This window comes from Novosphingobium sp. PC22D (assembly GCF_002556635.1).
GTDB lineage: Bacteria > Pseudomonadota > Alphaproteobacteria > Sphingomonadales > Sphingomonadaceae > Novosphingobium.
The window spans coordinates 1-11,783 of the sequence record NZ_MWMO01000011.1 but is presented as its reverse complement, the minus strand read 5'-3'; the positions used below and the strand labels follow the sequence as shown (position 1 = coordinate 11,783).

Annotated in this window: 13 protein-coding genes and 1 pseudogene; 9 read left to right on the top strand and 5 right to left on the bottom strand. The window is 68.4% G+C overall.

Annotation, left to right across the window (positions count from 1 at the left end):
• Positions 1-75: 75 nt before the first annotated feature.
• Entirely contained in the window at positions 76-1,218 is a 1,143-nt protein-coding gene (locus B2G71_RS15585; RefSeq protein ID WP_098107428.1) for a patatin-like phospholipase family protein, read from the top strand.
• 12 nt (positions 1,219-1,230) lie between these two features.
• Complete coding sequence (locus tag B2G71_RS15580; protein WP_098107427.1) at positions 1,231-2,013, top strand: 3-hydroxybutyrate dehydrogenase; 783 nt, start codon at positions 1,231-1,233, stop codon at positions 2,011-2,013.
• Between the two features lie 31 nt (positions 2,014-2,044).
• Here the strand turns inward: B2G71_RS15580 and B2G71_RS15575 are convergent, their stop codons facing one another.
• On the bottom strand, positions 2,045-3,064 hold the full coding sequence (locus B2G71_RS15575) for a zinc transporter ZntB (protein ID WP_240530180.1): 1,020 nt from the start codon (positions 3,062-3,064) through the stop codon (positions 2,045-2,047).
• Between the two features lie 74 nt (positions 3,065-3,138).
• Positions 3,139-4,230 (bottom strand): S41 family peptidase, encoded by a 1,092-nt coding sequence (locus B2G71_RS15570; protein WP_168176379.1) that lies wholly within the window; start codon positions 4,228-4,230, stop codon positions 3,139-3,141.
• A gap of 153 nt (positions 4,231-4,383) precedes the next feature.
• Between B2G71_RS15570 and B2G71_RS15565 the strand changes: the two genes are divergently transcribed.
• The 4 genes from B2G71_RS15565 (at position 4,384) to B2G71_RS15550 (ending at position 7,173) form a co-directional block, all read left to right on the top strand.
• On the top strand, positions 4,384-4,638 hold the full coding sequence (locus tag B2G71_RS15565; protein ID WP_098107656.1) for a hypothetical protein: 255 nt from the start codon (positions 4,384-4,386) through the stop codon (positions 4,636-4,638).
• Positions 4,639-4,707: 69 nt separating this feature from the next.
• A complete protein-coding gene (gene ispG / locus B2G71_RS15560; RefSeq protein WP_098107424.1) occupies positions 4,708-5,856 on the top strand; it encodes a flavodoxin-dependent (E)-4-hydroxy-3-methylbut-2-enyl-diphosphate synthase in 1,149 nt (382 codons plus the stop codon).
• Positions 5,853-6,590 carry a hypothetical protein gene (locus tag B2G71_RS15555; protein ID WP_098107422.1) on the top strand — a complete coding sequence of 246 codons (738 nt, stop codon included), beginning with the start codon at positions 5,853-5,855 and terminating at the stop codon, positions 6,588-6,590. Before ispG ends, B2G71_RS15555 begins: the two co-directional genes overlap by 4 nt.
• A gap of 25 nt (positions 6,591-6,615) precedes the next feature.
• Positions 6,616-7,173: a TIGR02281 family clan AA aspartic protease gene (locus tag B2G71_RS15550; protein WP_098107421.1), complete on the top strand. Its 558-nt coding sequence runs from the start codon at positions 6,616-6,618 to the stop codon at positions 7,171-7,173.
• Between the two features lie 15 nt (positions 7,174-7,188).
• Here B2G71_RS15550 and B2G71_RS15545 read toward each other — a convergent pair whose 3' ends face one another.
• Positions 7,189-8,472, bottom strand: coding sequence for a cytochrome P450 (locus B2G71_RS15545; protein WP_098107419.1), 1,284 nt, complete (start codon positions 8,470-8,472; stop codon positions 7,189-7,191).
• Positions 8,473-8,639: 167 nt separating this feature from the next.
• On the opposite strand from B2G71_RS15545, the gene B2G71_RS15540 reads away from it, so the two are divergent.
• Entirely contained in the window at positions 8,640-8,930 is a 291-nt protein-coding gene (locus B2G71_RS15540) for a hypothetical protein (protein ID WP_098107418.1), read from the top strand.
• Positions 8,931-8,951: 21 nt separating this feature from the next.
• Here B2G71_RS15540 and recQ read toward each other — a convergent pair whose 3' ends face one another.
• Positions 8,952-10,715: a DNA helicase RecQ gene (gene recQ / locus B2G71_RS15535; RefSeq protein WP_098107655.1), complete on the bottom strand. Its 1,764-nt coding sequence runs from the start codon at positions 10,713-10,715 to the stop codon at positions 8,952-8,954.
• A 285-nt stretch (positions 10,716-11,000) separates the two neighbouring features.
• On the opposite strand from recQ, the gene B2G71_RS24145 reads away from it, so the two are divergent.
• Positions 11,001-11,165, top strand: a complete 165-nt coding sequence (locus tag B2G71_RS24145) for a hypothetical protein (RefSeq protein WP_168176378.1) — start codon at positions 11,001-11,003, stop codon at positions 11,163-11,165.
• 125 nt (positions 11,166-11,290) lie between these two features.
• Positions 11,291-11,440: a hypothetical protein gene (locus B2G71_RS24140; protein WP_168176377.1), complete on the top strand. Its 150-nt coding sequence runs from the start codon at positions 11,291-11,293 to the stop codon at positions 11,438-11,440.
• 4 nt (positions 11,441-11,444) lie between these two features.
• On the opposite strand, the pseudogene B2G71_RS15530 reads toward B2G71_RS24140, so the two are convergent.
• Positions 11,445-11,783: pseudogene (locus B2G71_RS15530) on the bottom strand (hypothetical protein); the annotation flags it as partial.

Sequence of the window (11,783 nt, the reverse complement as noted above, 5' to 3'; positions counted from 1 at the left end):
TCGCGCGGGGCTTGCATCGGCGTGCCGTGGTGCCCATCTTTGCTGCATTGCACAACGGCTGGAGAATCGCGGCCCATGGCCACCGCAACCGATCCCGAACCGGACTCGACTCACGTCCTCGTGCTGCAGGGGGGCGGCGCTCTGGGAGCCTATCAGGCCGGCGTCTACGAAGCCCTCGCCGCCGAGAACCTGCGCCCCGAATGGGTCGCGGGCATCTCGATCGGCGCGATCAACGCCGCGATCATCGCGGGCAATCCGGTCGGGCGTCGCGTCGAGCGGCTGCGCGCTTTCTGGGACCTGGTTTCCTCCGAGTTGCAGTACCGCCTCGACGAGCCGCTCGGCTTCGCGCGGCGCGCCTTCAACGAAAGCTCGGCGGCGCTCGCGGCGCTGGTCGGCGTTCCCGGGTTCTTCCAGCCGCGCTTCCCGCCGGTGCTGCCCGAATGGCCCGCCGATTTCTCCGCGCTGAGCCTCTACGACACAACGCCGCTGCGCCGCACCCTCCTCGACCTCGTCGACTTCGACCTGCTCAACAATGGCCCGATGCGCTTCAGCGTCGGCGCGGTGAACGTGCTCACCGGCAACTTCGCCTATTTCGACAACCGGCAGCGCGAAATCCGTCCCGAACACGTCATGGCGAGCGGCGCGCTGCCGCCGGGCTTCCCGCCGGTCGAGATCGACGGCGAATGGTTCTGGGACGGCGGCCTCGTCTCGAACACGCCGCTGCAATACGTGCTCGACCACAGGCCTTGCGACGAACTGGCGATCTATCAGGTCGACTTGTTCAGCGCCCGCGGCAACGTGCCCAAGACGCTGGCCGACGTGTTCCAGCGCGAGAAGGACATCCGCTATTCGAGCCGCACCCGGCTCAACACCGACCTGTCGAAGCAGATCGAGCGGCTGCGCGCGGCGGCCCGGCGGCTGGCGAAGAAGCTGCCCGACGAGCTGCGCGACGACGCCGATCTCGCCGCGCTGCTCGCCAACCGCACGCCGGGCGCGATCGCGATCCTCCATCTCATCAATCGCTGCGACTTCTACGAATCGAACTCGAAGGACTACGAGTTCTCGCGCATGACGGTCCGCGAACACTGGGAAACCGGACTTGCCGACGCGCGCTTTTCGCTCGAACACCCCGACTGGAAGAACCGCGCGTGCGTCACCGATGAAATCGCGACTTTCGATCTGGCCGGCCAGCGGCATGGGCATGTCGCGCAAAGCTGAGGAGAACCTGAAATGAAGCTCAAGGACAAGTCCTGCATCGTCACCGGCGCGGCGAGCGGGATCGGCAACGCCATCGCGCACAAATATGCGAGCGAGGGCGGCAAGGTCGCGATCGCCGACATCAAGATCGAGGCCGCGCAGGCCGCCGCCGATGAAATCAAGACCAGGTTCGGCACCGATGCCATGGCGGTCGCGATGGACGTGACCAGCGAGGAGGCGGTCAACGCCGGCGTCGCCAAGGTGGTCGAGGCGTGGGGCGGGGTGGACGTGCTGGTCTCGAACGCGGGCATCCAGATCGTCAACCCGGTCGAGCAGTTCGCCTTCTCCGACTGGAAGAAGATGCTCGCGATCCATCTCGACGGCGCCTTCCTCACCTCGAAGGCCTGTCTGCCGCACATGTACGCCAAGGGTTCGGGCTCGGTGATCTTCATGGGCTCGGTCCATTCGAAGGAAGCGAGCCCGCTCAAGAGCGCCTATGTCACCGCCAAGCACGGCCTCCTGGGCCTGGCGCGCGTCATCGCCAAGGAAGGCGGCAAGAAGGGCGTGCGCGCCAACGTGATCTGTCCCGGCTTCGTCAAGACGCCGCTGGTCGAAAAGCAGATCCCCGAACAGGCCCGGGAACTCGGCATCTCCGAGGACGAGGTGGTCAGCAGGGTCATGCTCGGCCAGACCGTCGACGCCGAATTCACCACGGTCGAGGACATCGCCGAAGTCGCGCTGTTCTTCGCTGCCTTCGAGACCAATGCGCTCACCGGACAGTCGCTCGTCGCGAGCCACGGCTGGTGCATGGAATGACCGGCTCGGGGCGGAGACAGCTCCGCCTCTTTCAGAACCACTTCCATTTACGGAAGAGGAAGAGCTGCACCATGAGGATCGCCGAGCAGAGTATCACCACGACCCAGAAGGCATCGCCATCGTCGGTTCCCGGCATGCCGCCGACGTTGATGCCGAGCAGGCCGGTGATGAAGCCCAGCGGCAGGAAGATGGCCGCGACGATCGTCAGCAGATATTGTGTGCGCTCGCTGCTCGCCAGCGTGCGGGCGCGCAGGTCATCCTGCAGCACGACCGCGCTTTCCTTGCTGATGTCGAGATCGTCGAGGTAGCGGCGCAGGCGGTCGATGGTTTCGGCGATCTCGCGGCGGTCGTGATCCTCGAACCAGTCGGGCGCGTCGCGCGATATCCGTTCGAGCGCTTCGTGCTGCGGCGACATGTGCCGCTTGAGCGCGAGGCAATTGCGCCGGATCACCGAGATCCGGTCGAGCATGTCCTCGGTGTCCTCGTCGTCGGGATCGAGATCCTCGAGCTGGTCGATGTGGTCGTTCATGTCGACGATCGAGCGGTTCATCCGCGCGACCATCGCCTCGATGAGCTGGGTGATCGTCGCCCCCGCGTCGGTCGGGCCATGCCCGGCATCGAGGTCGGCGAGGATCTCGCGCGGGGTCTGCAGCGGATTGCGGCGCAAGGTGACGAGCCGGCGCCCGTCGCACCATAGCTGCATCGAGACCATGTCCTCCGGCTCGGCGCCGGGGTTGAAGTTGATCCCGCGCAACGTGCCGACGATCGTCTTGCCCTCGCGGAAGGCGCGCGGTCGCGTCTCGTCGCTGACGAGCAGTTCGGCGGTCGGCTCCGGGACGTTGAGTTCCTCGCGCAGCCATTCCTCGACGCCGGGGCGATTGCGGCACAAGTGCACCCAGAGCACTTCGCCCGGCTTTCCCGGCCGCCACTCGCGCGCCTCATCCCACGTCACGGGCTGGCAACCGCCATGCCCGTCGAGCACGCGGCCGAACAGCAGCGGGGTGTCGTCAGCCTCGGTATTCTGGTCGATATCGCGCATCCGCGCGACCATGCCCCAATCCGCGCGAGGCGAAAAGCCGTGCCGGGCTTGCAGCTTTCGCCAGCACGCTTGCGCGACCGCCGCTTCTAGCGCTTGCGGCGCTCCATCGTCAGCGTCGGCTTGTGCGCGTCGGACAGGCGCTTTGCTTCCTCCGGCGCGAAGCCGAGCTCGGTGAGCGCGCGTTCCAGCGCGAGTTCGGGCGCCACGGCGATGTCGGGCGCGACACCGTCGCCTTCCCAGTCCTCGCCGGTGTCGGGATCGAAAGTGCGGCCCACGGGAATGAAGGCGAAGAAGCCGCCGGGCAGATCGGCCTGGCCGCCGAAGTGGTTGGCCCCGGCGGTCGCCGCGCCGACGAGCGTGGCGCGCCCGGTGCGCTTCAGGGCCAGCGCGAAGTGTTCGGCTGCCGAGGCAGTACGCCCGCTCGTCAGCAGGTAGACCCGGGCATCGCGCAGCCGCGTGTCGGCATTGGGCGTGACCCAGTGCTCGCGGCGGGCCATCGCGGTGTCGCCAAGCAGCGTCATCGAGGCGACGTCGGCGACCGGCGAGCCCAGTTCGCGCTCGACGTCCCAGCTCGTTTCCATCGTCACCAGACGCGTCGGCTCGGCAAAGAGCCAGGGCAGGATCGCATCCATCTGCTCGACCCCGCCGCCGTGATGCGTGCGAAGATCGAAGATCAGCGCGCGCGCATCGGCATGGTCGGCCATGAATTGGGCGACCCGGGCGGTGATCGCGGGGTCGTAGGGAAACTCGTTGATCCGCATGTAGGCGATGCCCGGCGCGATCCAGTCCGCCTCCTCGAGGATCGGGAACGGCGCCTTGGCCTCGGCCTGCGATCCCCCGCCCGGCTTGTCGGGCTCGCGCAGGCGCACGCTCAGGTGCCCGTCGGGCGCGGTCGTCTGGAGATCGTGCGTCATCGCCTCGGCGGCGGCGGCCTTGTCGAGCGCGGCATAACGCCCCGCCGCGACGCCTTCGCGCAGCACGGCGGCATAGCGCGCGCCCTGCTCGGGATAGATGAACTGCCGTTCGAGCAGCGCGGCGAGTTCGCAGGCCGCGGCATCGGCGCTCTGGTCGGCCGGTGCGGCACAGGCAGCAGGCTCGGCGGCGAGCGACTCGCTGGCGGGCGCCAGCGTCCCGGCCAGCAGCAGCGCGAACCACTCGCAGTATCGGCTTGAGAACATGGTGCCTGCTTCCCTCGCGATGTCCATGCGCGGTGCATGGCGCAGCACTGCCGCGCGGGCAAATACGCCCGTCTGGCGGCATCGGCGGTCCGTCGAAAGGGGCGGGCGCATGGTGCCTTTCGAGCGCCACGCGAGCAGCGTATGATGCGGAGCATGAAACCGCACAGACTCGTCCGCTTCCGCCCCGCCGCCATCCCCGCGCTCGCCTCGGGGGCGATGAGCACCGGCGCCATCGCGGTCGGCGCGTTCGCGTTGGGCGCGATGGCGATGGGCGCTGTCGCGATCGGCGCGCTGGCCATCGGCCGGTTGCGCGTGAAGAAGGCGCGGATCGACGAGTTGCACATCGACCGCCTCGTCGTCGAGGATGCCGCGCTGCCCGGCCCCCCGCCGCACAAGCCGAGCTGGTAGCGCGGCAGTGCGAAGACAGGTCCGGTTCGCGCCTTCCCTGTGCGCGCCCAAGCGCTTATAAGGCGGCGCATGTCTTCCGTTCGTCCCTGGCGCGATATCGAGCGCCGCAAGAGCCGCCAGATCATGGTCGGCAGCGTCCCCGTCGGCGGCGACGCGCCGATCACGGTGCAGACCATGACCAACACGCCCACTTCGGACGCGGCGGCGACGATCGACCAGATCCGCCGCTGCGAGGACGCCGGGGCGGACCTGATCCGCGTCTCGTGCCCCGATGTCGAGAGCACCGCCGCGTTCCGGCAGATCGCGCGTGCGGCGCGAGTGCCGCTGATCGCCGACATCCATTTCCACTACAAGCGCGCGCTCGAAGCGGCCGACGCGGGCGCGGCGTGCCTGCGCATCAACCCCGGCAACATCGGCTCGGACGAGCGGGTCGCCGAAGTGGTGCGCGCCGCCAAGGCCAACGGCTGCGCGATCCGCATCGGCGTGAACGCGGGCAGCCTCGAGAAGGACCTGCTCGAGAAATACGGCGAGCCGTGCCCCGAGGCGCTGGTCGAATCGGCGCTCGATCACATCAAGCTGCTGCAGGATCACGACTTCCACGAATACAAGGTGGCGGTGAAGGCCTCGGACGTGTTCCTCGCGGTGGCGGCCTATCAAGGGCTCGCCGATGCGGTCGACTGCCCCTTGCACCTCGGCATCACCGAGGCGGGCGGGCTGATCGGCGGCACCGTCAAGTCGGCGCTCGGCATCGGCAACCTGCTGTGGGCCGGGATCGGCGACACCATCCGCGTCTCGCTTTCGGCCGAGCCCGAGGAAGAAGTGCGCGTCGGCTTCGAGATCCTCAAGTCGCTCGGCCTGAGAACACGGGGCGTGCGCGTGGTCTCGTGTCCCTCGTGCGCGCGGCAGGGCTTCGACGTGATCCGCACCGTCGCCGCGCTCGAGGAGCGCTTGCAGCACATCAAGACGCCGCTCTCGCTCTCGGTGCTCGGCTGCGTCGTCAACGGACCGGGCGAGGCGCGTGAGACCGACATTGGCGTCACCGGCGGCGGCAACGGCAAGCACATGGTCTACCTTTCGGGGGTGACCGACCACCACGTCCAGAGCGGCGAGATGCTCGATCATATCGTGGGTCTCGTCGAGGCCAAGGCGGCCGAGATCGAGGCGCAGATGACCGACGCCGGCAAGGCGGACCTGGCGGCGGCCGAACCGGCGGAGTGAGCGGCATCGCGCGGTTCGGGCGGCTCCTGGCCGCGACCTCGCGCGATTCGCTGCAGTTGTTCCGCCTCGCGCCGCTGATCCCGCTCGTCGCGGTGCTCACCGAGTTCGCGCAACACGTCGCGGAAGTGCGGATCGGGCTGTTCGTCGATTCGGACAGCTTCAACCGGCTCTCGCGCGATGCGACTCGGCTGGCCTGGGGCGATCTCAAGATCACCGGACTGATGATCGCGACCTTCCTCGCGGCGCGATGCTGGGTGAACCGGCGCGACCGCCGGCCGTGGTGGAGCATGGCTTCGATCGCCTGGCGGCCGCTGCTCGTCGGCTTCGTGCTGATGACGCTGGCCTCGGTGCCGCTAACGCCGGGCTTCGGGTTGCCGCCGGGGCTCGTGCTCGTTCTTTCGCTGGCGGTGATCGTCCTCACCTTGCCGCTCATGGTGCTGGCCATGGCGGGCCTTCTGGGCGATCGCGAGATGAGCCTGGCGCGCGTCTATCGCGGCGGCTGGGGCCGGGGCCTGCGGATTATCGCGTTGACCGCGGTGGGCTTCGTGCCGCTGCAATTGCTGCATCTCGGCAACCACGTTCTCGCGATCGGGCAGGGCGAGGCGGTGGTCTGGGCGATCATGGTGTGGGATTCGCTCGTCGTCGGTCTCATCGCCATGTTCATGGGCACGGCGATGCACCATGGCTATCTCGGCGGGGAGCAGCCTGCGGGCGGCGACTTTACGGGCGCTTAAACCTTGGCGGATAGGCTTAGCCGCCATGAAGGCCAAGACGATCCTCGTGCTTCTGGCGTGCGCCGCCCTGGTCGGCTGGATGACGCCCGATCTGTCCGGATCGAGCGGCCCGGATGGTTCCCGCTTCCCGTCGCCGACTGCTGCCAACGAGCCCGCCGCTGGCGGCGAGCGGTTCGCGGTCCACCGCCAGACGAGCCGCGAGGCCTGGCTGACCGGCGAAACCGTGCTCGAACGGCAACCCGATGGCCACTTCTACGCGGATGTCTCGGTCGAATCGCGGCCCTATCGGTTCCTCGTCGATACCGGCGCGAGCATTGTCGCGCTCACCGGCGAGGATGCCGACGCGATCGGCCTGCAGTGGTCCGAAGGCGATCTGCGCGCGATCGGACGCGGCGCCAGCGGCGAGGTCTACGGCGTGCCGGTGGTGCTCGACCGGATCGAACTCGGCGGGTTCGAGGCGCGCGAGGTCCAGGCCGCGATCATTCCCGAGGGGCTCGACGTTTCGCTGCTCGGCCAGTCCTTCCTCGCGCAGCTACGCGGCGTAAGGATCGACGGTGACCGCATGACGCTCGGCGGAAACTGATCCGGCCTCGGAACCTCACGCGGGCGCCAGCCTGAGGTTCAGCGTTTCCAGCCCGCGGATGATGAAGCTCGGCTCGTAGTCGAGCGTGACGACACCGCCGGGGCCGAGGTGTTCCTCGCCAAGCGAGATGTCGCTCGTCTTCTCGAAGAAGCGCTCGAAGATCACGCGAACCTCGACCCGGGCAAGCGGAGCGCCGAGGCAGGTGTGCGCGCCGCGCCCGAAGCCGATGTGCTCCATGATCTTGCGGCGACCCATTTCGAACTCCCCCGGGTTCTCCCAGCGCATCGGATCGCGGTTCGCCGCCGCGAGCGCGACGACGACGCGATCGCCGGGCGCGAGATCGACGCCGCCCACCCGGGTCGGCTTCTTGACCAGCCGGAAGGTCGCCTTGGTCGAACCTTCGAGCCGCAGCGTCTCCTCGAGAAAGGCGGGAATGAGCTTGTAGTCGGCCCGCAGCCGCGCCTGCAGATCCTTGTCGCGCGCGACCCGCTGCATCGCATTGCCGAGCAGTTTCGCGCTGGTGTCCTGCCCCGCTGCGAACAGGAACATCGAGGATTTCACCACCTCCAGCGCATCGGGCTGCGTGCCGTCGGGGTAGTTCGCGTTGGACAGTTCGCTCATCACGTCCTCGCGCGGCTGCGCGCGCCGTTCGGCCACGTAGCGCATGAAGAACTGCGCCATGTACATCAGCGCCTGGCTTTCCTTGGGCTGATCCTTGGACGCGAGATCGCCCGCCGGCGGTCCCTCGTCGATCACCTTGCGGAACGCCTCGCGGTCTTCCGCCGGTACGCCGAGCAGGTCGGCGATGACGAGCGTGACGTAAGGCGTCGCGATCTCGTTGATCAGTTCGCAGCCGCCTTTCGCCACCGCCCCGTCGACGAGTTCGCCCGCGAACGCCCACATGAATTCCTCGTTGGCGCGCAGCCGCGAGGGGATGAACAATCGGCTGAGCAAGGCGCGGGCGTTGGCGTGCTGTTCACCGTCGTAGGCGACGAGCAGCTCGCTCATCGAATTGGGATCACGCGCGGCCGCGATCTGGTCGGAGATGTCGTCGCCCTCGGGCTCGAACGGCAACGGCGCCATCGGTCCAAGCTGGGTGTAGAACGAGGAATAATGCTCGGAATCGAGCAGGATATCGACCGCCTCCCGAAAACCGGTGACGAAGTAGACTCCGTTGTCGGCGCGATGCACCGGACCTTCTTTGCGGATCGCCTCGAAATAGGCGTAGGGATCGACCAGCAACGAGCGGTCGGTGAAATAATCGCGTCTTTCGAGCGGCAGTTCGGCGGCGGTCGCCATGGTCTCTCTCCCGATTCGCGCTGCCATGACCGGCGCATGGCGACAACAAATGATACACTGTGCATCATATCTTCGCGCGCGCGCGTTGCAATCCCCAACCGCCGATCGCCCCGGCGGTTTGCGCGAGGCGCGCGAAGAGCCCACCTCGAATCGCGAAAGGAGCCCCGATGTCCGAGCATGAAGAGCCCGAAAGCAAGCTGTCCGAAGCGGCGAGCCGCGTCAGCGATCTCGAGGCCGAGCTCGAAATCTCGGCCAACACCACCACCGAGGCGGCCCAGCTCGCCCGCGCTCGCGCGCTGCTGCACGAGTGGGTCGACAGCGTCGTCGCGGTCGTCTCCACGCCGGGTTCGGGGCGCGTCGTGCTGATCCATGAGGATGGCCGCGAATCGCGGATCGCCTCGCCGGAGCTGCCCTATCGCCTCGCGGTGCCTGTCAGGTTCGCGGGCAGCGACGGCTGAGCGCGGCGCGCCGGCACGCGCTCAGTGCCGACGGACCACCGCGAGGAAGGCGTCGCCGTAAGCGTCCAGCTTGCGCGCGCCGACGCCGGTGATCTCGCCCATCTCGGCCAGCGAGACGGGCCGGGTCTGCGCCATCTCGCGCAGCGTCGCATCGTGGAACACGACGTAGGGCGGCACGCCCGCCTCCTGCGCGAGTTCGCGGCGCAAGTCGCGCAGCGCCTCGAACAGCGGATCGCCGACCGGGTTGGCGGCCTCGCCCTGGCCTTTCCTGCGGCGCTTTTCGCGCGCGGGCGGAAGCACGATCGCCACCGCGCTCTCGCCCTTGAGGATCGCGCGGGCATCGCCGCCGAGCTTGAGGCCGCCGTGCTCGGTCGGCAGCAGGCTGCCGCGTGCCTGAAGCGCGCGCGCGAGCGGCCGCAGCAACGGCGCCTCCTCGCCGCCGACGATGCCGAAGACCGACAGCGTATCGTGCCCGCGCTGCGCGACGCGCGCGTCGCCGCTGCCGGTCAACACCTTCTCGAGATGGCCCAGCCCGAAGCTCTGCCCGGTGCGGTAGACCGCCGATAGCAGCTTGCGCGCGAGTTCGGTGACGTCGGCGACCTTGGGTGGGGCGAGGCAGTTGTCGCAATTGCCGCAATGCTCGGGCGGGTCCTCGCCGAAGTGGCACAGCAACACCTTGCGGCGGCATTCGGCGGTCTCGACCAGCCCCGCGAGCCCTTCGAGCCGCGCGCGTTCGGAGCCGCGCCGCGCTTCCTCGACGGCCTCGAGCCGTTGGCGCGCGCGCGCGAAGTCGTCCGCGCCCCATAGCATCACCGCGCTCGCGGGATCGCCGTCGCGCCCGGCGCGGCCGGTCTCCTGGTAATAGGCCTCGATCGACTTGGGGATGCCCGCATGGACGACGAAGCGCACGTCGGGCTTGTCGATGCCCATGCCGAAGGCGACGGTCGCGACCATCACCATGTCCTCCGAGGCGACGAAGGCCGCCTGGTTGCGCGCCCGCGTCTCGGGATCGAGCCCGGCGTGATAGGGCAGCGCCCGCCGCCCGCCGGCGGCGAGCTTCTCGGCGAGCTGCTCCACCCGGGCGCGGGTCGGTGCGTAGACGATGCCCGGGCCGGGGTTCTCGGCGAGCAGCGCCCTGAGCTGCGAGAGGACGTTGTCGCGCGGGCGGATGGCGTAGCGGATATTGGGCCGGTCGAAGCCGGCGACGATCAGCCCGTTCTCGGGAATGCCGAGCTGGGTGAGAACGTCGGCGCGGGTCACGCGGTCGGCGGTGGCGGTCAGGGCGAGGCGCGGCACCTCGGGAAAGGCGTCGAGCAGCGGACGCAGCAGCCGGTAGTCGGGGCGGAAGTCGTGGCCCCATTCGGAAACGCAGTGCGCTTCGTCGATCGCGAAGAGCGCGATCCGCGCGCGGCTCAGCAATTCGCGGAAATGCGGCTGGCTGGCGCGCTCGGGCGCGACGTAGAGCAGATCGAGCTCGCCCGCGCGGAACAGGTCGATCGTCGTCTCGCGGTCGGTGTCGGCGCTGGTCAGCGCGGCGGCGCGGATACCGTTGGCGCGGGCCGAGCGGAGCTGATCGTGCATCAGCGCGATCAGCGGGCTGACGACGACGCAGGTGCCTTCGAGCATCACCGCGGGAAGCTGGTAGGTGAGCGACTTGCCCGCGCCGGTCGGCATGATCGCGAGTGCCGAGCGGCCCGCCAGCACGCGGCCGACGACGTCTTCCTGCACGCCGCGGAAGCCGGAGAAGCCGAAGGTCGCATGCAGCGCCTCGCGGGCGTCGGCCAGCGCCCGGGTCGGCGGCGCAGCCGGTGCGGCTTCGAGACGGTCGTTGGCGGAAGTCACCCGCCGCCCATGACAGATCGAAAGTGGCGTTGCCAAGGCCTCTTGCCGAACAGTCCCAAGCTTCGCGGCCGACGCGCGCGAAAGAAAAATGCGGCTGTGACCTTTATCACAGGCCGACGGTGCCCATGGTCACAGCGCGATCGCCGCGCCCGGTTCATAAGAAGAGCGTCGGTGGGGCCAAGGCGGTTCCACCTCCAACGCAACAGAAGCCAACTGGAGCCTACGATCATGGAACCCCTTGCAGGCATGCTTTTCGGTGTCGTCGCCAAGCCAGCCCGCGCCGGCGCTCCCGCGCCGCGTCGCGAGCGGCCCCGCCGTCCGATCGCCTCCGCGCCGATCGGCCGCGACGAAGTGAGCCTTCTCAAGCTCTACCCGCATCGCGCGGGGCTTTGAGCCACGTCCGGCGGGTCACTTTCGTTCAGATCCGGACGATATCCTTGGTTAAAAACGCTGCGGACCGGGCACTTTCGCTCCGTTTGTGCATTGTCCCAATCAACTCAACTGAAGGAGAGCACAGTATGTCCCCCTTTGTGTACCGAACCAGTCGACCGCACGAATCGATCCTGCCGCGCGCGCATCGCGACGCGCATCAGCGCTTCCTTGCTTACGGTCCGATCCAGCCGATGGACCAGCCGAAGGGCCTGTTCGCCCGTCTTCTCGGACTCTGACGCCTCAGGCGTGACTGGTCGGGCTCCCCTGGTCCCACAGCCCGGGATGGCGCAGCATCAGCGCCTGGGCGAGGACAAGGGTTTTCGAGTCGGTCAATTCACCTGCAAGAACCATGGCGCGCAAGGCATCGAGGCCAACCTCCCTCACGGTGATGTTCTCGAACTCGCCCGGCGCGCCGCCCCCCGGGCCCACGCGGTCGGCGCCGCGATAGGCGCTCAGGTATAGCTGAACGCGCTCGGTCGCGACCGGCACCATCGACCAGATAGTCGTCCGTGAACAATGCGATTTTGGCTCTGGGACGGCGCAGGGCCATTCGCGGCGGGCTGTGGCGAGCTGTTGTGG